The sequence below is a fragment of the Trichococcus alkaliphilus genome, assembly GCF_003008695.1.
Lineage (GTDB): Bacteria > Bacillota > Bacilli > Lactobacillales > Aerococcaceae > Trichococcus > Trichococcus alkaliphilus.
The window spans coordinates 1-20774 of record NZ_PXZT01000002.1 but is presented as its reverse complement, the minus strand read 5'-3'; the positions used below and the strand labels follow the sequence as shown (position 1 = coordinate 20774).

Annotated in this window: 19 protein-coding genes and 1 tRNA gene; 10 read left to right on the top strand and 10 right to left on the bottom strand. The window is 47.9% G+C overall.

Translation table 11 applies throughout. The annotated features are described in order from the left end of the window. Positions 1-163: 163 nt before the first annotated feature. The 7 genes from C7R73_RS01700 to C7R73_RS01665 all read right to left on the bottom strand — a co-directional run bounded on the left by C7R73_RS01700 (position 164) and on the right by C7R73_RS01665 (position 7746). Positions 164-760, bottom strand: coding sequence for a 50S ribosomal protein L25 (locus C7R73_RS01700; RefSeq protein WP_106448845.1), 597 nt, complete (start codon positions 758-760; stop codon positions 164-166). 252 nt (positions 761-1012) lie between these two features. Then, a complete protein-coding gene (locus C7R73_RS01695; RefSeq protein ID WP_106448844.1) occupies positions 1013-1981 on the bottom strand; it encodes a serine hydrolase in 969 nt (322 codons plus the stop codon). Between the two features lie 107 nt (positions 1982-2088). Next, complete coding sequence (locus C7R73_RS01690) at positions 2089-3966, bottom strand: carbohydrate-binding domain-containing protein (RefSeq protein WP_106448843.1); 1878 nt, start codon at positions 3964-3966, stop codon at positions 2089-2091. Between the two features lie 52 nt (positions 3967-4018). Further along, positions 4019-4693 carry a DUF4956 domain-containing protein gene (locus C7R73_RS01685; protein ID WP_106448842.1) on the bottom strand — a complete coding sequence of 225 codons (675 nt, stop codon included), beginning with the start codon at positions 4691-4693 and terminating at the stop codon, positions 4019-4021. A 24-nt stretch (positions 4694-4717) separates the two neighbouring features. Next, entirely contained in the window at positions 4718-5404 is a 687-nt protein-coding gene (locus tag C7R73_RS01680; RefSeq protein WP_106448841.1) for a polyphosphate polymerase domain-containing protein, read from the bottom strand. 219 nt (positions 5405-5623) lie between these two features. After that, positions 5624-7048, bottom strand: a complete 1425-nt coding sequence (locus tag C7R73_RS01670; protein ID WP_106448839.1) for a sensor histidine kinase — start codon at positions 7046-7048, stop codon at positions 5624-5626. Beyond that, the gene (locus tag C7R73_RS01665; RefSeq protein WP_106448838.1) at positions 7045-7746 is read right to left on the bottom strand and encodes a response regulator transcription factor; all 702 of its coding nucleotides are present in this window, start codon (positions 7744-7746) and stop codon (positions 7045-7047) included. Before C7R73_RS01665 ends, C7R73_RS01670 begins: the two co-directional genes overlap by 4 nt. Before the next feature lie 216 nt (positions 7747-7962). Here C7R73_RS01665 and C7R73_RS01660 point away from each other — a divergent pair, with 216 nt between their 5' ends. The 3 genes from C7R73_RS01660 to C7R73_RS01650 all read left to right on the top strand — a co-directional run bounded on the left by C7R73_RS01660 (position 7963) and on the right by C7R73_RS01650 (position 10798). Then, entirely contained in the window at positions 7963-8463 is a 501-nt protein-coding gene (locus C7R73_RS01660) for a GNAT family N-acetyltransferase (RefSeq protein ID WP_106448837.1), read from the top strand. A 223-nt stretch (positions 8464-8686) separates the two neighbouring features. Continuing rightward, a complete protein-coding gene (locus C7R73_RS01655; protein WP_106448836.1) occupies positions 8687-9580 on the top strand; it encodes a DMT family transporter in 894 nt (297 codons plus the stop codon). A 309-nt stretch (positions 9581-9889) separates the two neighbouring features. Then, entirely contained in the window at positions 9890-10798 is a 909-nt protein-coding gene (locus tag C7R73_RS01650; RefSeq protein WP_106448835.1) for a patatin-like phospholipase family protein, read from the top strand. Positions 10799-10866: 68 nt separating this feature from the next. On the opposite strand, the gene C7R73_RS01645 is transcribed toward C7R73_RS01650, so the two are convergent. Then, complete coding sequence (locus C7R73_RS01645; RefSeq protein ID WP_106448834.1) at positions 10867-11967, bottom strand: 5-methyltetrahydropteroyltriglutamate--homocysteine S-methyltransferase; 1101 nt, start codon at positions 11965-11967, stop codon at positions 10867-10869. Between the two features lie 410 nt (positions 11968-12377). Then, the gene (locus C7R73_RS01640; protein WP_106448833.1) at positions 12378-13349 is read right to left on the bottom strand and encodes an aromatic acid exporter family protein; all 972 of its coding nucleotides are present in this window, start codon (positions 13347-13349) and stop codon (positions 12378-12380) included. A gap of 236 nt (positions 13350-13585) precedes the next feature. Here C7R73_RS01640 and C7R73_RS01635 point away from each other — a divergent pair, with 236 nt between their 5' ends. From C7R73_RS01635 to C7R73_RS01605, 7 genes are all read left to right on the top strand, one after another. Next, entirely contained in the window at positions 13586-14260 is a 675-nt protein-coding gene (locus C7R73_RS01635; protein ID WP_239992556.1) for a deoxynucleoside kinase, read from the top strand. Between the two features lie 171 nt (positions 14261-14431). Then, entirely contained in the window at positions 14432-15022 is a 591-nt protein-coding gene (locus C7R73_RS01630; RefSeq protein WP_106448832.1) for an Ada metal-binding domain-containing protein, read from the top strand. 164 nt (positions 15023-15186) lie between these two features. Continuing rightward, the gene (locus tag C7R73_RS01625; protein ID WP_106448831.1) at positions 15187-15663 is read left to right on the top strand and encodes a CopY/TcrY family copper transport repressor; all 477 of its coding nucleotides are present in this window, start codon (positions 15187-15189) and stop codon (positions 15661-15663) included. After that, positions 15653-18118: a heavy metal translocating P-type ATPase gene (locus C7R73_RS01620; RefSeq protein WP_106448830.1), complete on the top strand. Its 2466-nt coding sequence runs from the start codon at positions 15653-15655 to the stop codon at positions 18116-18118. Before C7R73_RS01625 ends, C7R73_RS01620 begins: the two co-directional genes overlap by 11 nt. A 32-nt stretch (positions 18119-18150) precedes the next feature. After that, positions 18151-18363, top strand: coding sequence for a heavy-metal-associated domain-containing protein (locus tag C7R73_RS01615; protein WP_275658084.1), 213 nt, complete (start codon positions 18151-18153; stop codon positions 18361-18363). Positions 18364-18507: 144 nt separating this feature from the next. Continuing rightward, a tRNA-Gly gene (locus C7R73_RS01610) sits at positions 18508-18578 on the top strand. A gap of 503 nt (positions 18579-19081) precedes the next feature. Then, positions 19082-19900 carry a cell wall hydrolase gene (locus C7R73_RS01605; protein ID WP_106448828.1) on the top strand — a complete coding sequence of 273 codons (819 nt, stop codon included), beginning with the start codon at positions 19082-19084 and terminating at the stop codon, positions 19898-19900. Between the two features lie 383 nt (positions 19901-20283). On the opposite strand, the gene C7R73_RS01600 is transcribed toward C7R73_RS01605, so the two are convergent. Next, on the bottom strand, positions 20284-20774 hold a 491-nt coding region (locus tag C7R73_RS01600; RefSeq protein WP_153060330.1), incomplete at its 5' end, for an IS3 family transposase.

Sequence of the window (20774 nt, the reverse complement as noted above, 5' to 3'; positions counted from 1 at the left end):
TGAAGGATTCCTAACCAGAATAGTTCAGGAATCCATTGGGTGTACACAAAAAAAGTTTCGGTTTTGACGTTCAAAACCGAAACTTTTTTTGTGTAGGTAAGTCTAAACTTGATGAAACCTGTAAGGGTGCCAATCAAGGTTTTACGCTTATCTGATTTGAAAATTATTCAGTGACTTTTTCAGCTTCTTCAGTTGGAGCTTCTTCCTCTGCAACCTCTTCAGCTACTGGAGCAGAAACGACAACAACTGCTTCTTCAAGGTCGGTAAGGATTGAAATGTCGGCATCGACTTTGATATCGGCAACTGTTAAAGTATCACCGATGGTCATTTCATTAACAGCGATTTGGAATTCGGTAGGGACATTGGTAGCTTCCGTTTCGATTTCCAATTCGTTCAATGTTTGGGTCAAGACACCTTCTTTGACGTCTTCACTACCGACTAAGTGGATCGGAACAGTCATCGTCAATTTTTGACCTTTTGTGATTACTTGCAATTCGACGTTTTGGATTTCGTTCTTCAGGGCAGCCTGTTGGATGTCCTTAAGGATGACTTGCATCGTTTTTCCGCCGGATATGCTGACTTCAAAAATCGCATTTTTACCTAATTGCTTGAGCACTTCGTCAAAATCTTTTGCATCAAGTAATACTGGAGTTGCTTCAACATCTTTACCATAGATGACTGCAGTCAGTTTCTTGTCCAATCGTGCACGCTTTGCTGCAGATGAGCCAACTTTTTCGCGTTTCTCTACTTGTAATTTCATATGTTTTCCTCCTGGAAGTATACCTGTACTGGCTTGGATTTGAGCTGGATATAAAAAATATAACGTCAGCAAATAGATAGTACCTCTGTAGCATACCGCAACTCGGGGCAGATAGCTAATGATAAGCCTTTTGTTGGCTATGGTTTCAAGCTTATGATGAAAGGTTTATCCGCTAAGAAGCGTTGCTGTGTAGCGAAAGCTTGGGTTTCGGAGAAATATTCCGAACGACCAAGCTTTCGTTATGTTTTTTGGTTATTGTGCATGCAGGTAGGTCATCATGGCAGAGCCGATTGCCTCGAATACCGGGGTGGCGTCATCGGTCGCGTTTAGCCAACCATCCGTCAAGACGGCTACGATATAATTCTGGCCGTCCAGCGACAGGATCCCAGCATCGTGGGATACGTCAGTCAACAAGCCGGTTTTATGCGCAAAGGTTACCTCATCGGTAAGGCCTGTGTTCAGGGCGTAGACGAGTTGCTGATCACCCAAGAGTCCCAAAAAGTACGTGGTGCTGGACTCTGAAAGTAATTCGCCATCCAGCAGGCGTTCCAATAAGAAAGCCACTTCGGCTGGGGTTGTTTCCAGATCGCCGTTGTAATAGACGCCGTCGGATTCCAGATAAGGGTTAAAACTTGTGGAAACGAATCCCTGATCATGAATGAAAGTTTCGATGTTTTCCCATCCAATCAGATGCGCAAGTTCCTTTGCGGGTTCATTTGCCGAAACAGTGATGGTGCTGGTCAGGTAATCATCGATTGTTGCCCCATCCGCCATCTGATCCTGCAAGGAAAGTACACCGGCATCGACCTGTTCAAGGATAGCGTAAGTCAGAAACAATTTGTACAGGCTCGCGCTGGTGAAGACGCGGGAAGCGTTGGTCGTGACGGCTTCGCCGGTCTGCTCGTTGATGAGGACAAAGCCAAGTTGGGCAGGGTAGGCAGCATTCAGTTCATCCAAATCCGCCGCCAAATCATCTCCGGCTGTCGTCATGATCGTGCTGCTCTGGAGAATCGCATTCGCTTCCGCTATGCTGGTCTCATCTGCTTCCAGTACTTCATCAACCGCGTATGCGACATCGGTCGTCAAGGTCTGCGCTGATGCGGAACTTTCCCCTTCTTGGGAATTTGCCAAATCCCACAATAGGAACGTAACGCAGCCCGCAAGGAACAAGGTAGTCAGGAAAAGCGCATATTTTTTCTTTAGTTTTTTTCTTTTTTTCATATCAGTTACCTCTTCTGGGGCTAATTTCTGCCAATGACCGGAAAGAGGGAATGGTTAGCCTCTTTTCCGGATTGCTCGGCTAGGAAAGATATTTTGTTGATGTGTGTTTATTTCACGGACGCACCGGATACGGGCATTGAGTTGCCACCCATGCCGCCCATTTGTCCGCTGGTTGCTTCAGTTGTGGCGCTGACATCAACGGTGGATGAACCGCCGCTGAAGGACGGATCTTCGTAGATACCGGTTGTGGATTCGCCGGAAACTGTTCCGCCGGTTGTGATTGTGTAAGCAGAGCCGTTGACCAGGTCAGGACTGGAGAATACAAGCGACTGTGCCGTTGTGGAAGCCTCAAAGGTCATGATCACTTCTCCGTCCGGACCGGTGATCTGGATGGCTTCATCCGCAGCCAATGGGATAGAGGACGTGAACAGGAAGCATTGGGCGGAGGTCGAAGAAGGGCTCATCGCCATGCCGGAGCTGCCGACCCCAATCAGGGTACCACCGTTCATGTTGAACGTGCTGTCGTAATCCAATGTACCGTTCATGCTGTCGGTCGGGCCGTTGACGATCACGGTACCATCGTTCATTTCGATGCTGCCGTTGCTATCGAGTCCATCGCCGCTCGCGTTTACCACAAGCGTTCCGCCGTTGATGGTCAGGAGTCCTGCTCCTTCTGCAGTCGATGTTAATGTGTTTTCGCCAGGGCGTCCGCTGACGGCTGACGCATCGTTTCCGCCTGCGGCATTGATGCCATCATCTGAGGTAGTCAAAGTGACGTCTCCGCCATTCAGCGTGATTTCGGTAGCTTCGATGCCTTCATAACTTTGATTGATATTAATGGTTCCGTCGTCGATTGTCAAGGTGTTGTCGGCATGGATGCCATCATCCCCGGATGCGATCGTGAAATCGCCGCCTGTGATTTGGACCGTGTCATTGGTGTGGATGGCGTCATCGGATGTATCCAAGACGAAGGTGCCGCCGGAGATCGCTAATGAGCCTGTCGCTTTCAAACCTTTGGCGCTGGTTGTTTCCTCGGTGGTAGTGGTGGCTGCTTCATCAGCAGGTGCTGCCCACGTTCCCCAAGCCTCGCTCGCTGTACTGCTATTCGCGCTGCCGCCGCCGGTTGTGATCGTAAAGTCGCCTCCAAGGATCTGCAGATCGGTTGCGGCTTGGATGCTGTCAGAGGCTGCTGTGATCGCGAAAGTGCCGGATTCGATAGTCAAGGTTCCTTTGCCTTCTTCTTCCTCATTTGTGGACTGCAGTCCGTCGCCACCCGCATCGATCGTGAAGGTACCCGAGCTTATGAAGAGCGAATCGCTACCTTTGATGGCGTCGCCGACGGAAGTGATTTCATAGGTTCCTTCTGCGATGGTCACATCATCTTTACCTTTGATGGCATGAGCATAATTGGCATCGATGACCAAAGTTCCCGTTCCGTTCAGGATGAGGTCGGATTTGCTGAACAGGGTCGCATCCGGCTCGTCTTCACTGTCTTCGAAGGTATAGGATTCTCCATCGCTTAAAGTATTGGTCGTTCCTTCAGCCAAAGTGATGGTCGCGGAGTTGGCGCTTTTCACGTAGATGGCCGCTCCTGTGGAATTCGTGATGGTAGCCCCTTCGAGAACGATCTGGACATCGGCTTCATCGACTGTTTCGACACGTACTTGGCCTTCGCTCAAGGTTCCGCTGAGGATATACGTACCTGGTTGCGTGATGGTCAGGATGGAACCGTCAGCCGCAGCTCCGGATCCGTCGACTGTGATGGTCTTGTCGGAAAAACTGATGGCTGTGCTGTTGCTTTCTGAATAACTGGAGTCTGATGCAAGGGTGGATTCAACTGTCGCCTCAGTGGTCGAGACGGCGCTGGATGCTGTTGTAGTGGTGCTCGCTTCAGTAGAGCATGCAGTCAATAAGGCAAGGGTGCCTGTAAGAGTGAGGATTTGCGTAAGCGGTCTGTTCTTTAAGTTGATTATAGTACTTTTCATGGGTTAAATCTCCTGTTCTAGTGTGTTTTTTAGTTGATTAAGGTTTCTTTTATTATCCTGCTTGGTTGCCGTTATAGCTGACCAAAGTGGCGTTCTGGACGCCTTCGATGGCGCTCAATTCATTCATGAAGCTTGTTTCGTTGTTCTTTACTTTTACTTCATAGATCAATTCCGGTTGACCGTCCGTGATGCTCTTGGATTTTACGATGATTTTTCCGAAACGGTTTTTGATGATTTCGGTCGCCTGCAATTCCGCATTCTCATTCTCCAGTTGCAGCATCAAAATGTAAGGGGCCGAAGAATCGACTTTTCCTGTCAGAACGAGCAGGATGACAGTGATGAATGCAGATCCGAGGAAAGCCAGAGAATACAAGCCAGCTCCCAGGATGATGCCGACACTGATCGACCAGAAAAGGAAGACCAAATCAAGCGGCTCCTTGATGGCGGTGCGGAAGCGGACGATGGAAAGGGCACCGACCATCCCTAGGGAAAGGACAACGTTGGAAGTTACAGCCAGGATGACGAAAGTGGTCAGGACCGACAATAGGACCAACGATGTGTTGAAGGGTTTCGAATACATGACGCCGGCGTAGGTTTTTTTATAGATGAAGAAGATGAACAGGCCGATGAAGAGCGCCGATAGCAGGGAAACTGAAGCCGCCGCGATGGAAAAGTCGGCCGTTTCCTCCAAAAAACTGTTTTTAATGATATCTGTAAATGTTGTCATTTCAATATTCCTCCTGGATAATTGTTATATTTGGTTTAAATGTCGGCCGATGACGTATTTTGAATGTGAGGTGCTGTTTGTTTCTTCTGTCTGCACCAGACTTTGGATCCATCCCGGCAGATAATTGTCGAATTTGACTTCCAGCACGCAGTCGATTCCTGGTTCCCTTATTCCGATACGGCCATCATGGAAGAAAGAGGATACTTGTGTGCTGGCGTGCATATCAAAATCCAGCGTGATGCGCGTGTTCCCGGGGCCATAGGCGAAGGCTTCCCGTTCGTAAGTGATGATCACTTTCGGTTCCATGCATTGGCTTTTGCACTTGGCGTAGAATTCCTGAAGCAAAGGATGGCTCGCATCAGCCAGGCAATCATATTTTTTTTGGATAAGCTGGTCGGCCATTGCTTTCGTGATGCAGGCGCTCTGTTTGTAACCGACTGCGCCGTCCTTGACTTTTTTTTCTAGGCGGATAAAGGAAGGGTCATTGTTGTAATAACGGATCCGGAACTTCTCGCGGTAACTGCGGCCATCCTCTTTGTCCCAATAAGCATCATCATAAATGGTGTCAAAATAGAGACTCCTGATGCTGTAGCTGTTGCCTACTGAATTCTCGTCATGTTTCAGGACCTTTCTCAGCCGACTTGTGAGGATGACTTTGTTCTTTTGGGAAATCTCGTGTTTGAATTCGTTTCGGTAGCATATTTCGTTCATAACGCTCGACCTCGTTTCTTGTTTCTCTTGATGTCCTTATTCTATGCCGATCCGGCAAACAATTCTCCGTAAACAGGGCAGAGAGTTGTTGCAAAATTGGAGCAAATTGAGCGGAAAGATGCGTAAAGTTGAAGGAATGCCGAATCCAACCGCAAAAAAAGAACCGAAACGCTGGCCTATGGGGGCGGTCAGCGTTTCGGTCCATGTTTTTATATTCTATTAATTAGATTTGTTTTGTTGGGGCAGGATGATCGTGAAAGTTGTTCCTTTTGCGGAGGACATGACTTCAATGCGTCCGCCATAGGTCTGCACGATCGATTGGACGATGGAGAGTCCGATGCCGTGCACGCCTTTATTGCCTTTGTAGAATCGGTCGAAAATATGCGGCAGGTCTGTCTTGGAAATCGGTTCGCCATCATTGTAGATGGTGATCATGATCCGGTTGTCTATCTCCTTGCAGCCCAAACGAATGATGCTTTTTGCGTAACGCAGGGCATTGGAGATGAGATTCTGGAAAGCCCGTTCAAAATCTCGCTCATCGTAATGGAACAGGACGGGATCCTTCTGGAAGTCAAACTGCACCTGCAGATTTTTTTGATCGCTGACGCTGGCATAGCGTTCAGCGGTATAGGCCAAGGTCTCGCGGATATCGTTGGTGGCCGTTAACCGATCCGATGAACGCGTCTCCAGACGCGACAGGTAAAGGATATCCTCCACGAGCGTGCCCAATTTGTCGGTCTCGTTTTTGATCGCGATGGCACCTTTTTTGTCATCGATGATGCCGACCTCGATGCCTTCCGCGTTGGTCTTGATGATCTGCAACGGTGTCCGCAGTTCATGGGAGGCGTTCTGGAAGAACGTGCGCTGATCGGCGTCGTACAGCTTGAGTTTTTTTGTGGTCTCGTTCATGGTCGTCTTCAGTTCATGAAGTTCCAGATCGATGAATTCCTCATCAATCGTCTGATAGTTTCCTTCACCAATCTCTTTCGCGAACAAGGCCAACGTCTGCAACGGTTTTGTGATTCTTGAAACGAGCAGGTAGGTGATGGTGGCAATGGTCACCAATCCGATCAGCATGATGATCAAAAGGATCTGATTCAGATTCTGCTCGAAGACGAACAGATCGGACATGTTCAGGAAGAATACCGCGTAGGTCCCTTCTTCCTCGGCGTTGGGAGCGATGGAATAGTAGTAGAGATTATCCTCCAATTCCAATTTCCCATCGGCCGTCAATGCCAGCGTGATGTCGGAACTTTCCAGTCCAGAAACGAAATTAGTCAAAGTATCATCGTCACTGAATCCCGTATCCTGAATCTGCGGGAACAGGATTTCGAAATTTTCGGAAATGATCGTCTTTTGGACGCTGGATGCGAAGGCGGTATGCGGTTCAGGATTTTTGTCCCGTGGCTCATCCACAACGGCTACATCCGATGTAGCTGGTTCCGGATCCAATTTTTTGTCCTCATCGAAGGGACGCTCGATGTAATTTTGTCTCGCTTCGACCAGCAGTGAGGCCGCTGCCGTTTCGATGTACTGAGTAAAGAAAAAATTGAACACCAGATAAATGAGGGCAAAGACGGCCGCCAACAATAAAGTGACGGTCGTCAGAAGCCGGATCTTCAAACTTTTTTTCGATTTCTTCATCCTTCAGACGACTCCTTCACGGTGAAGCCGAATCCCCAAACAGTCTCAATCTCGACTGTGGAACCTGCCAGTTTCTTGCGCAGGCGCCTGACCGTATCGTCGCAGGCCCGCGTTTCGATGTCCTTGCCGTAGCCCCAGATCGAATCCAAAAGCTCATCCCTGGAAACTGCACGGTTTTTGTTTTCTATAAGATAAACGAACACATTGTATTCATTCGGTGTCAAGTTGAGGGAGACACCATTTTGTTTGACGGACATGGCGGCCAGATCGATCTCGATATCACCGATCCGCAGCGTCGCTTCTTCCTGGCGGGAAGGCATGCGTTCCTGATCCATCTTGATGCGGCGCAGCATCGCTTTCACGCGCATATTCAGGGCGATGGCGCTGAACGGTTTCGTGAAATAATCATCGCTGCCCAAGTTGATGCCCGTCGCATAATCCATATCGCTGTCTTTAGCGGTCAGGATGATGATCGGGACGGAACTGATGTCGCGTATTTTTTTTGTGATCTCGAAGCCGCTCGATCCCGGCATCATCACATCCAGGATGACCAGGTCCGGTTGTTTGTTCAGGAAAGCATCGTAGAGCAGGTCGCCATTGGGAAAGTCGGAGACCACATAACCCTCGCTCTCCAGAAATGTCTTCACTGTCAAACGGATGCCATCTTCATCTTCTGCGATATATATTTCTTCATTCATAATTTAATCCACCCCATTCTTGTATCCAGTATAACCGATTTTCATTGGGAAGATTACGAAAAACTGCGGCAATCCTGCAGAAAGTGGGGGCAGGCAAACACTATTTTTCCACTCCTCTGAAAATAGATGGCACATCACTGCGACAAACTGTTAAAATAGCGTATAGTCCTTCGAGAGGTCGGGCTGTGAATTTTTGATTTTTGGAGGAATAAACAAATGACCCTTACACATAGAAACGCAACTTTGGACGATGTGGAAGATATCGTCGCCATCTACAACCAGACGATTCCTAGCCGGATGGTGACGGCCGACCTAGAACCGGTGACCGTCAAACAAAAAATGGGCTGGTTCCTGGACCATTCGCCGAGCTACAGACCGATTTGGGTTTTTGAAGAGGATGGGAAAATCTGCGCTTGGGTAAGCTTTCAAGCTTTCCACGAGCGTGCCGCCTACGACAAGACGGCAGAATTGAGCATCTATATCCATGAAGATTACCGCGGCCAAAAAATGGGCACACAGATTATGGAGGTTGTATTGGCTGCCTGCGACGAGTTGGACATCACCAATCTGGTCTGCCTTATCTTCGGCCACAATGCACCAAGCATCGGGCTAATGAAAAAATTTGGCTTTGAACAATGGGGATATTTACCGAGAGTGGCCGAACTCGACGGTATCGAGCGCGATCTCGTATACTTGGGCAAAAGAGTGCGCGACTGACCTTAGGAGCAGCAGCTTAGGGGATAGGGCTCCGTTGCCGATTCCGTTTTGCAGGTACAGAAACTCGCGTCAGTTATCTATCGTCAGCGACAATATTGCGTATTGCTTACGATAAGTCTATCGATATGTTGTTGACATTGCGTTATTTTTATTGCGGCCTCCATCCTTTTAGTATAATAAGTAAGTAAGTTTTAGGAATTATTTTATAAAGGATGGATGTAGCATGTGGTTTTTATTTGCGATAGTTTCCGTTTTGGCTTGGGGCACAGCGGATTTGTTTTATAAAAAGGGGAGTGATCCGCAAGATAGATACAGTTATCTGAAGATCGTCATCATGGTTGGTGCGGTCATGGGTATCCATGCGGTCTATGTCATGCTGACTTCGGGAGTGGTCTACGATCCGAGCAACATGATCGCCTATCTGCCGGTTTCAGCGTTGTACATCTTATCGATGGCGGTCGGTTATGCCGGATTGCGTTTTCTGGAACTGTCGATTTCTTCACCTGTACAGAACTCGTCCGGCGCGATTTCCGGCTTGCTGACTTTCATTTTCTTGGGGCAATCCATGACCGGACTGCAGTTTTTTGCGGTAGGGTTGATTACGATCGGCGTCATCTTGCTGTCGGTCTTTGAACAACGGTTTGCTGAGGCAGAAAAGAAAGAGAACAAGGCAATGGTGGATCGTAAGTACAAATACGGCGCGATTGCTTTGTTGTTCCCTCTAGGATATGCATTGATCGATTCCCTTGGGACATTCGCGGATGCGTGGGTCTTCGACAGAGGAATGGACGAAATGCAGGCGAACATTTCTTATGAATTGACCTGGCTGATCGTAGCCGTTGTGGCTTGGGTTTATCTTGTCTTGATCAAGAAGGAAACCTTTGCTTTGCGCGATCAGAAAGACCGCAGCCTGGCAGCCATCTTCGAAACATTGGGGCAGTTCTTCTATGTTTTTGCGATCAGCGCGAATGCAGTCATCGTTGCGCCACTGATTTCTTCCTATACTATGGTGTCCGTCATCCTTTCGCGGATTTTCCTGAAAGAAAAACTGACTGCCAAACAATACGCGGTCATTGCGATGATTATGGTAGGGATCTTTATCTTAGGCTTCGAATAGTTTTATGCGGAAAAGCGGTCGGCTGGCCGCTTTTTTGCGTTGTGCCGAGATACCTTTGGGCGGACGGGCAATCAAAGGGGCGCTCGTTCTCCGGCGAGCAAGTCTTCGTCGGAGTAGGGGATGAGGATTGGGCTTCAGCTCCGGGGAGCGGTAATCAGGCCGGAGAAGCCATCTGAATATACCCTCCACCTACTGTGAAAGACACGTTTGCAGGAGGTGGCGTTCCTTCAACAGTCTTCCTTTTTGTGGATTCCGCTGAAATAAGCGATAATTATAGTAGAAAACTACTTTTGAAGGAAGCGAACGCATATGGAATCGCCTGAACAAGCAGAAAAAGGCAAGGGACTGTTTGGACTTAGTCTGGCTGGAGGCGGCCTGAAGTCTTTTGCGCAGCTTGCCGTCCTTCATGATCTGGAAAAGCATCACGTCAAAATCGATGCCGTCGCAGGCACTTCGATGGGGGCGGTCGTAGCGGCTTTGGTGGCCAGCGGGCTCACGGCATCCGAGATCGAGGAAACCTTATTGGAAGAGGAAAGGGAATTTGCGGATCGCGGCGTTTTCAGCAGGCCCGCCTATCTGCTCTTTCAGCATGTACGGGAACACAATAATGGCTTCGTTGAATTGCAGAATCTACAACAGATGGCCTGTCAATTATTTGAAAAAATTGGCTGCCGGATGCTCTCCGACTGCCTGTTGCCTATCGCGATCACGACCGTGGACATCCATACAAGCGAATTGATTGTCTTCACCAACAAACCCGATTTTTTCACGAGCCCGACTGGAGATTGGTTCATTTACCCGCAGGATATCGAATTGGGAGTTGCCGTAGCAGCGTCCTGTGCGTTTCCGATGATTTTTTCCACTGCGGAAATCGACGGGAGACAGTTGGTCGATGGCGGGGTGATGATGAATTTGCCTATTCCTCTTTTTGATCGGTCGCTCTTCAGCGTGCTGATGTCCGTGTCGATGATCTATGACGCGGTCGACCGGCAACTGGAATCGCCGTTCAATGTCGCAATCCAAAGTTTGGATATTTTGATCCGGCAGATGGATCGCCAATTGACGAAGCAGGCGGATATCCAGGTGAATTTCCCGATTGAACCACAGCTTGTCTTTAAAGTGGGTGCTGGTCCGGATGTCATCGCCATCGCTAATGAGATGCTGCGGAATAATCCAATCGACTACAGAATGTTGGAAAACAGAATAGGGAAGGGATAATCAAGCGTGCCCTATACCACACCAAAAAAACGCACAATCGACCGATTGTGCGTTTCATCATTATGAGATTAGTCTTTTGGCCAAACTTCTTTGGAGATTTCCACAACGTGGCGTACTTTAGCCCATTGTTCTTCTTCCGTCAGCAAGTTGCCTTCTTCGGTAGAGGCGAATCCGCATTGCGTGCTCAACGCCAATTGATCCAAAGGCACGTATTTGCTGGCTTCTTTGATGCGGGCTTTGATTTCTTCTTTGTCTTCTAACTCAGCTGTCTTCGAAGTAACCAAACCTAATACGATGCGGCCTTTGCCTTTGAAGAAGGCAAGTGGCTCGAAACCGCCGGAACGATCGGTATCATACTCCAGGAAGTAACCATCAAAGCTTGTTTGTCCGAACAGTTCTTCTGCGATTGGATCATAAGCGCCTTCCAAAGAGTGATGGGATTTGTAGTTACCGCGACAGACATGTGTCGTCAACACAAGATCAGCAGGTTTTGCTTCGATGATGGCTTGAACGTTCTCAGCAGCAATGCGTTTGGAAGCTTTGTACTCTTCCGAATCATTCGCGAAGTTGCAAAGGAAGCCCCAGTGCACATCGTCCAATTGCAGGTAACGGCAGCCTAGGTCGTAGAAAGCCTGGACAGTGTCGATGTAAGCTTGTTGCACGTCAGCCTGGTACGCTTCAACCGAAGGATAGATCTCTTCGTTGCGGTAGCCTGGATAGAAAACTTCGTTCGGGCTAGGGATCGTAAATTTCGCTACGCCTTGGTCACCGACGATTTCTTTCAATGATTTGAAAGCAGCCAGGAAAGGGTGGTTCGGATTGAAGGAGATTTTGCCGACGTTGCGGAAAGCGTACTTGCGGACTTCCACATCCCCGAAATCATAGCCGTGTTCCGGCACATAGCCTTCAAATCCGTTCAGGTTTTCAATGAAATCGATATGCCACCAAGAGCGACGGAATTCGCCGTCAGTGAAACCTTTCAAGCCGTTTTCTTTTTGATCTTTGACCAATTTCGTGATTTCTTCTGTTTCCACTTGGTCCAAAGCGGCTGCGTCGATTTCGCCGGCTGCAAATTTCAAGCGCGCTTCCTTCAATGGTTCTGTGCGTAAAAAGCTCCCTACGTGGTCGGCTCTGAATGGTAAAGTTGTTGTTTTTTGTGCTGTTGTCATGTTATTTTCCTTCTTTCAATTTATATTTTTTGTCAAACGATATCGTACAGTAAAAAAAATACGCCCCTGCACATTGCTGTGCAAGGACGTATGATTGCTCATCGTGATACCACCTTGGTTCAGGGTATGCTCGCGCATGCCCCCTCAGTCAGTACGCAAGACGACCGTTCTGTCTTGTTATACTGCGGCATTGTAACGTATGCGGACGTGGTTTGCTGAGGCCATAAGGCGTTCGCAAACCAATCACTCTAAGACCATTTTCTGGATGACTTTCCTGTCCTCTTCTCAGCTGCCGAGGTTCTCTGTGCATTTCCGTTATCCGTACTCTTCTTTTCACCGTGAGGTTGTTTGAATTTATATACATAATAACAACACGATTAGTAAGTGTCAAATGTTTTCTCACGAAAAACTCATTTTTTTGTAATGATTTCCGCTGCGTACTCTTCGTAGAACATTTTTTTCGTCTGGATGAAGCGCCTGAAGTCGTTCAGCAACTGGAACAGGATGGCACGATTTTCGAACTCCGCACGGGTGGCTGGTAACTCGCTTTCGCGGAATGATTGCAGCAATGAATCGATGTCCTCCATCAGATAAATCCCGGTGTTCTGCTCATGCAGCTGGGCGGCAGTCAGGAAGAACAGGCCAGCCAAAATCTTGTTTTCGCTTGTCGGCAGCGCGCATAAGCCGAGGTTGGTGGCCATATATTTCAGGATGGTGACTTGCTCGCTGCGCATATCGAAGTAGCGGATATTATAGGTAGATTGGTCCAACAGCTGATTGTCGAATTCCGCGTAGACGACTTGCCTGTATTTTTCCAACTGATCATCCAATTCGTCTAACAACCGGCCTTGATTGCGGTCTTCCCCCTCGCGAAGTGAGACGCTGAAACTGTGCAGCACTTCCTTCATTTGCGTCTCCACTTGTTCCCGAAGCAAAATGATTTGGCTCGCTTTGGAGGGCATGTACAGATTGAATAAAATAGCCACGCCGGCGCCGATCATCATCAGGGCGAGTTCGTTCAGAAGCCAAGGAAAGCTTATCTGCTTTTCCAACAACAGATGCGTCACAAGGACCGAACAAGGCGCGATGCCGGATTGAAGATTGAAGCGATAGGCCAATGGTACGTAAAACAACAGGTAGATGCCGAACACGACGATGTGGAAGCCGAAGAGACGGAACAGGATCGTCGCGATCGTCAATGCCAACACCGTGGAGGCAATCCGTTGCAGTGCCGTCATAACGGAGGATTTTTTGGTGTCCAGCACACTGAGGATCGCAATGACCCCGGCCGAAACGGAATAATTTAAATCAAAAAATTGCGCAATCAGAATGGCGATGACTGTCGCAAAAGCGATTTTGATGGTGCGATGGTTCAAACTCATGGGCGACACTCCTTTCTTCTAGGATAGTGGATTTTGGTGCTTTTGACCAGTGTTTTCGGAAGCGGAAAGAGGTTGTCTTTTTTGCGCTGGAAATGGGTTTTCTAATCAAAAAAACACTATATCTCGTTTCTTTGGCATGGTATGATACTGAATGTTGTTCCGCAAATCAGCGGACCGGAAGTTACATAAAATACGGAAATAATCAGATAACACCAAAGGAAGGGATATGATTGAGCGTGCTGGTAATGGCAGGAATGATAGGTGCTGGAAAGTCGACCTACACTGAAATGATTTCAAGAAGATTGGGGACGGAGGCCTTTTTCGAAAGCGTCGATTACAACCCAATCTTGGACAAATTTTATGATAACCCACAAAAATGGGCTTTCAGCCTTCAAATATATTTCTTGAATACGCGTTTCCGCAGCATCAAGGCTGCATTGACTGATGACAATAATGTCTTGGATCGTTCCATATATGAAGACGCGCTGTTTACGAGGGTCAACCACTTGCAGGGCAACATTTCCCAAGAGGAGATGGATATCTACAACGACCTGTTGGCGAACATGATGGAAGAACTGGAAGGCATGCCAAAAAAAGCGCCGGATTTGCTGATCTATCTGGATGGGTCCTTCGAGACGATTTTGGATCACATCCGCAAGCGCGGCCGTGAATTTGAACAGATCGAGGATGATTCCGAGTTATTGGCCTACTATGAATTGCTATTCAAAAATTATGAGCAATGGTATCAGGAGTACGATCAAAGTCCAAAAATCAAGATAAACATCGATACGTTTGACATCGTCAATAACAGCGGTGATGAAGAGCAGGTCATGGCCATCATCGAAAAAGCGCTCTTGGAAGTCCGCGGCGAAGAGGCCGAATTGACTTATGCCGGAAGTAATATCGGGTAAGCGACAGACCGTTCCGGTCGTCATCAAACAGCAGCAGTGCCATTCGGTGCGACTGCTGTTTTTTTTGTGAGAAGGCATAAATTTTTCGCGACGGACTGAAGCATATCCTTGATTAATATACTATAATGGGAAGCGGATATAAATGACGGTTGAAGAGGATGGAACCAGACGATGGCGGCGGATAGGGCAGAACAAGCAGTGAATGTGGAGCAATGGCAAGCAATCAATGAACGGGATCATCGTTTTGATGAAGAATTTTTTTACGCGGACAGGAATACGCAATTGTACTGCAAGCCGTCCTGTCCTTCCCGGCTTCCTAAATTCAATCATGTCTGCATCTTTACTTCAGCTGAGGTTGCGGAGGTTCACGGCTACAGTCCTTGCCGCAGATGCAGACCGAACGGGAAGGCCGTTACGGATCTGGAATGGGCCGGTCAGGCCGAACGCTTTATCCATAACCATTATCAAAACCCGTTGAGCGTGAATCGCATTGCCGAAGCCTGTCATGGGCCCTCATCGGAACTGCAGCAGGTTTTCATCCGGATCTACGGCGTTTCGTTGCTGGACTATCTTGATCGTGTCAGGATGGATCAAGCGCGCTACTTGCTGATTCATTCAAGACGCTTCATCAAGCAAATAGCCGCACTGGTCGGAATACCCTCCGTGGCGGAATTTTCCCGCAAATTCAAGGAAAAGGAAGGCATGGCGCCGACCTTATACCGCCGGCGCGTGCGCAAGCGCGAAAGAGAGCAACGGTCCTGATGACCTACTATAGTACAAACAAATTAATTGAGAGCAAAACAGCAGGCAAACCGATTGGCGGTAACTTGCTGTTTTTTATTTTGGGTTAAAATCATTTGACATAAAACGTCTACAGATGTAAACTTACTTCAGAAGCAAGAAACAACAACGAAAGGATGAAAAAAATGACCGATTCGACACAGAAGAAGATAACCGACGCTGAATGGGAAGTGATGCGTGTTGTCTGGACAAACGGGAAAGCGACCAGCCGAGAAATCATTTCAGTTTTGCAGGAAAAAATGGATTGGAAACAAGCCACCGTCAAAACGTTGATCGGAAGACTCGTCGACAAAGGTTTGTTGGCGACGGAACCGATCGGAAATAAATTCATCTACAGCGCAAACGTATCCGAACAGGAAAGCGTCGGCGGCGCTACTGAAGATCTTTTGGCGCACGTCTGCACGAAAAAAGTCGGCAGTACGATAGCGGAACTGATCGAAAGAGCGACGCTGAGCCACGCTGATGTTGCCCTGTTGGAAAAGGTGATCGCCGCCAAAAAACGGAAGGCAGTCGATGAAGTAAAGTGCATGTGCACGCCAGGACAATGCAACTGCAAACAAACCGGTTGCGTACACAAGGAGGAATCGCCCGATGGAAAATAAAAGTTATGATATAGAAGGCATGAGTTGTGCATCGTGCTCACAAGCCGTGGAAAAAGCGGCAGCTAAAGTCGCAGGCGTCAAGGAAGCCACAGTCAATTTGGCGACCGAGAAACTGACTGTTGCCGTCGATGAAAGCCATTTTTCAGAAGAAATTCTGAAGAATGCAGTCGATGCAGCTGGCTACGTTTTGGTGGCAAACAAGAAAGAAAAGACATTTCTGATAGAAGGCATGAGTTGTGCTTCGTGCTCCCAAACCGTGGAAAAAGTCACCCGGGCAGTTGCTGGTGTCTCTGATGCATCCGTGAACTTGGCTACAGAAAAAATGGTCGTTTCCTACGATCCGACAGTGCTTCATGCGGGGGACATCGAAAGGGTCGTGGCCGAGGCAGGCTACACAGCAATCGAAGAGAACGCTACTATAGAAGAAAGCGACCAAAACCAGGCGAAGAAAGACAAGCATATCAAAAATATGTGGAGACGCTTCTGGCTCTCGGCGGTGTTCACGGTTCCGCTGCTGTATCTCGCGATGGGCCACATGTTGGGGTTGCCTTTGCCGATGAGCCTCCATCCGACTATGTACCCGGTCACGTTCGCGCTCACGCAGCTCTTGCTGACGATTCCAGTGATGGTGCTCGGGACGAAATTTTTTACGGTAGGATTCAAGTCCTTGTTCAAGGGACACCCCAATATGGACTCGCTGGTGGCTTTGGGGACCAGTACTGCCTTTCTGTACAGCCTTTATGGCACATTTGCAGCAATCGGAGGGAACAATGAACTTGTCATGAACTTGTACTACGAATCAGCGGCTGTCATTTTGACGCTGATTACGCTCGGCAAGTACTTCGAGGCCGTTTCAAAAGGCAAGACATCGGAAGCCATCAAAAAACTGATGGGCTTGGCGCCTAAGACAGCCCGCGTCATCCGTGACGGCAATGAGCAGGAAATCAAGCTGGATGCCGTCATGGTAGGGGACATTTTGGTTGTCCGTCCCGGCGAGAAAATGGCTGTCGATGGGAAAGTGACGGAAGGCCTGACATCCGTCGATGAATCGATGCTGACAGGCGAGAGCATGCCGGTGGAGAAAAAAGCGGGTGATGTGATCATCGGCGGCAGCATAAACAAAAACGGAACGATCCAATACCGTGCCGAAAAAGTCGGGAAAGATACGGCCCTTGCGCAGATCATCAAGTTGGTGGAAGATGCCCAAGGTTCAAAAGCACCGATCGCAAAACTGGCTGATACGATTTCGGGCTACTTCGTTCCGATCGTCATCGTGCTCGCTGTTCTGGCAGGGCTGGCTTGGTACTTCCTGGGACAAGAATCCTGGATTTTTGCACTGACCATCACGATTTCCGTGTTGGTCATCGCTTGTCCTTGCGCTTTGGGCTTGGCGACCCCGACCGCCATCATGGTGGGTACCGGTAAGGGAGCCGAGAATGGTGTGCTGATCAAAAGCGGGACGGCTTTGGAAGTGACGCATAAAATCCAGACTATCGTTTTCGATAAGACGGGGACGATCACGGAAGGCAAGCCTAAAGTGACGGATGTTCTGGTCCGTGAAGGGCTGGATCCGGATGAACTGTTGCTGTTGGCGGCATCGGCTGAAAAAGGGTCGGAGCATCCGCTCGGAGAAGCCATCGTTCGCGATGCCGAGGAGAAACAGCTGTCTTTATTGAAACCATCCGCCTTCAATGCGTTGCCTGGCTTCGGTATCGCTGTCACAATCGACGGGAAAGAGCTTCTGTTGGGAAATGAAAAGTTGATGCTGAACCATACGATCGGACTCGGTTCATTTGCTGAAACATCCCACATGCTGGCTGAACAAGGCAAAACACCGATGTACATTGCAATGGATGGGGAATTGGCCGGCATCATCGCCGTTGCCGATACAGTGAAAGCAAGCAGTGCGGCCGCGATAAAAAAACTGCGTGGTATGGGCATCGAAATCGCGATGATCACCGGCGACAATAAACGTACGGCGCAAGCCATAGCCAACCAAGTAGGCATCGACCGCGTCTTGAGTGAAGTATTGCCTGAAGACAAAGCTGAAGAAGTCAAGAAGCTGCAACAGGGAGGCCGCAAAGTTGCCATGGTAGGAGACGGCGTCAATGATGCACCGGCATTGGCCCAAGCCGACATAGGTATCGCCATCGGATCAGGGACGGACGTCGCCATCGAGTCGGCGGACATCGTGCTGATGAAGAGCGACCTGATGGCAGTAGCCACAGCCGTTGAACTCAGCAAAGCGACCATCAAAAACATCAAGGAGAATCTGTTCTGGGCATTCGCCTATAATGTCCTGGGCATTCCTGTCGCGATGGGAATCCTGCACGTCTTCGGGGGACCCTTGTTGAATCCGATGATCGCCGGAGCAGCGATGAGTTTCAGCTCGGTGTCGGTTGTATTGAATGCATTACGTCTGAAAGGATTCAAACCCTCCGTCTCAAAACGGTAAGGGAATATCATATATAGAGAAAAGAGGAAACGATGATGGAAAAAGAATTGATGCTTGAAGGAATGAAATGCGATGGCTGCGTAGCGACAGTCAAAGAGAAATTCTCTGCGATTGCAGGTGTGGAAGAGGTAACGGTTGATCTGGCAGGAAAGAAAGCGACAGTCAAGACGAACCAAGACATTTCCGAAGTGACTTTCAATGAAGCGTTGTCCGGTACGAAATTCAAAGTAACCGGCAGCAAATAAGCAAAAATAATGCACAGGCTCCCTCAATGATTGCTGAGGGAGTTTTTTTTCGCACCAATTTGTACATTCTTTCTGTTTGGCTATTGTAGTGAGCACAATTTAGGAGTAGAATGGAATATGCAGTCCGGTCGAACAGACCAGCATGCGGGCGTAGTTTAGTGGTAAAATGCGACCTTCCCAAGGTCATGTCGCGGGTCCGATTCCCGTCGCCCGCTTACTGAATTGAATGCATCTTAACCTTACCGATAAATTCGGTAAGGTTTTTTTATTTATGTTTACAATAAGCAAATGTTTTGTAATAATTTTTAGGCATTAAAAGCGGATTGGGTCCGATCCGCTTGAGAAATGACACGCATTGAAACATATGTTACAGCTGCAACCACTGATAAATCAGTGGTTTGGATATTTTTTGAAATGGAGTTTGTGAAAAAAGACAGCTTTCACGCCAATTGTTACAAATTGATTTTCTATATTACGACAGCGTAATATTTGACTTATGTTTGTAAGATAAACACTTATTTGAGACAGTCACGTTAAGATGGAATAACAAAGAATGTATTTTTAACTTTGGCGGTTTGATTCATGATAGGATTGTCTCTGTTGAAAGAACTCCGATCGAGACCTGGATAAATACTTCATTTATCAAATAAAAAAGGTCATGAAGAGTATAAATTGCAATACGAAAACATTGCGAAGAGAAGAAAGGGACAAAACACACATGAAAAACTTCAAATCTAGATTATTCGTAACGAGCGCAACTTTAGCAGCCATCGGTTTTATGGCAACAGCGAATCCTACACAAGCAAACGCAACAGAATATAATTCATCCACTTGGACAGCCCGTACAGCAGATCAAATCAAAGCAGATATCCAAAACTTGGAGAGCGGCAGCAAATACACTTTCCAATGGGGCGACACTTTATCAGCAATCGCATTGGCAACTGACGTATCAGTGAATGCCTTAGTCGATGTCAACAGCATCGGAAATGCAGACATGATCATTGCCGGAAACTCAATCGTATTGTCAGCAGACCACAACATCGTGACTGTTGAACAAGACTCAGAATTGAAGAGCTACGATGTCAGCTCCGAAGAAGCAGTTGAAGTCGAAACACCAGTTGAAGCAGTTGAAGAAGTGCAGGCAGCTGCACCAGTAGCAGAGCCAGTTGCAGCACCAGCAGTAGAAACATATGTTGAGCCAGTTGCAGTAACACAAACGGCAGCAACGACTTACCAAGCGAGCTACTTCTTGTATCAAGTAGTCCAAGCTGAAGCAGGCCCAAGCTACCAAGAAAAATTGAACGTTGCTTCTGTTATCATGAACCGTGTTGAATCAGGAATCTGGGGCGGAACGACAATTGATGCTGTATTGTATGCATCAGGTCAGTTCTCAGTAGTTTCCAACGGAGCTGCTGCAGCAGAAGTACCTTCTGCTGACACAATCCAAGCAGTTAACGAAGTATTGAACGGTTACCGTTCAACTTCAGCACAAAGCTTCCGTGCTTCAGGCGATGGCGTAACAAACGTATTCTTCTAAAAAATATAAACAGTACCGATAGTACAAATCTAAAAGCTGAATCCTTTGCGGGTTCAGCTTTTTTTGTGCAATTAGATCGTGCGATAATGTCGGAGGTTGTCCGATATCGCGGGAGAATCGGACAAGCAGCATGTGGAAGAGTCGGAGGTTGTCCGATAACACCGAACAATCGGATAATCTGGGGACTAAATACAAAAAAGACTGCCTCTTCTGGTATGCCACCCGTCAATAGGACAGTGAAATATTTAAACAGTTTTACAGACTGCTCCCCGTAATGTGGGGGCAGTTTTTTTTGTATTTAACCCTGCCGCGCTTACGCTTGGCGGCCCACACGTTTTATGAGCGAAGCACAAAACGCTTCACTCACAAAACGTGAGGGATCATTAGGCTGCCTCGAAATACTGGTCATGAAACTCCATTGGAGTCATGATATGCAACTTTCTTTGAATGCGTCTATTATTGTAATATTCCATATAGTTGTGAATCATATCAACCAAAGAAGAACGACTCGTAAATTTACGACGATAATATTTTTCACGCTTGATGAGCGCCCAAAACCCTTCCATAGGGCCATTATCAATACAGCGAGCGACACGGGATATGCTTTGTATCATACCAGCCGCGCTCAAACGTGCACAGAATTGCTTGCTTGTATATTGAAATCCGCGGTCACTGTGGAACAACGGCTGAGCTTCTGGTTCATTTTGTATGGCCGCATCAAAAGTCTGGAGGACTAGCGGCATATCGTTTTGATCACTGATGATGTATGCGACAATTCGACGGTCATAAAGATCCAAAATGGCACTCAAATATACTTTCTTGGTTGCCGGTCCTTCGTAATACTTGAATTCGGTCACATCGGTCAACCATTTTT

Bases quoted from the DNA above. Each gene is read 5' to 3' on its own strand.
- C7R73_RS01700 (WP_106448845.1), bottom strand. From the start codon at position 760: ATGAAATTACAAGTAGAGAAACGCGAAAAAGTTGGCTCATCTGCAGCA.
- C7R73_RS01695 (WP_106448844.1), bottom strand. From the start codon at position 1,981: ATGAAAAAAAGAAAAAAACTAAAGAAAAAATATGCGCTTTTCCTGACT.
- C7R73_RS01690 (WP_106448843.1), bottom strand. From the start codon at position 3,966: ATGAAAAGTACTATAATCAACTTAAAGAACAGACCGCTTACGCAAATC.
- C7R73_RS01685 (WP_106448842.1), bottom strand. From the start codon at position 4,693: ATGACAACATTTACAGATATCATTAAAAACAGTTTTTTGGAGGAAACG.
- C7R73_RS01680 (WP_106448841.1), bottom strand. From the start codon at position 5,404: ATGAACGAAATATGCTACCGAAACGAATTCAAACACGAGATTTCCCAA.
- C7R73_RS01670 (WP_106448839.1), bottom strand. From the start codon at position 7,048: ATGAAGAAATCGAAAAAAAGTTTGAAGATCCGGCTTCTGACGACCGTC.
- C7R73_RS01665 (WP_106448838.1), bottom strand. From the start codon at position 7,746: ATGAATGAAGAAATATATATCGCAGAAGATGAAGATGGCATCCGTTTG.
- C7R73_RS01660 (WP_106448837.1), top strand. From the start codon at position 7,963: ATGACCCTTACACATAGAAACGCAACTTTGGACGATGTGGAAGATATC.
- C7R73_RS01655 (WP_106448836.1), top strand. From the start codon at position 8,687: ATGTGGTTTTTATTTGCGATAGTTTCCGTTTTGGCTTGGGGCACAGCG.
- C7R73_RS01650 (WP_106448835.1), top strand. From the start codon at position 9,890: ATGGAATCGCCTGAACAAGCAGAAAAAGGCAAGGGACTGTTTGGACTT.
- C7R73_RS01645 (WP_106448834.1), bottom strand. From the start codon at position 11,967: ATGACAACAGCACAAAAAACAACAACTTTACCATTCAGAGCCGACCAC.
- C7R73_RS01640 (WP_106448833.1), bottom strand. From the start codon at position 13,349: ATGAGTTTGAACCATCGCACCATCAAAATCGCTTTTGCGACAGTCATC.
- C7R73_RS01630 (WP_106448832.1), top strand. From the start codon at position 14,432: ATGGCGGCGGATAGGGCAGAACAAGCAGTGAATGTGGAGCAATGGCAA.
- C7R73_RS01625 (WP_106448831.1), top strand. From the start codon at position 15,187: ATGACCGATTCGACACAGAAGAAGATAACCGACGCTGAATGGGAAGTG.
- C7R73_RS01620 (WP_106448830.1), top strand. From the start codon at position 15,653: ATGGAAAATAAAAGTTATGATATAGAAGGCATGAGTTGTGCATCGTGC.
- C7R73_RS01615 (WP_275658084.1), top strand. From the start codon at position 18,151: ATGATGGAAAAAGAATTGATGCTTGAAGGAATGAAATGCGATGGCTGC.
- C7R73_RS01605 (WP_106448828.1), top strand. From the start codon at position 19,082: ATGAAAAACTTCAAATCTAGATTATTCGTAACGAGCGCAACTTTAGCA.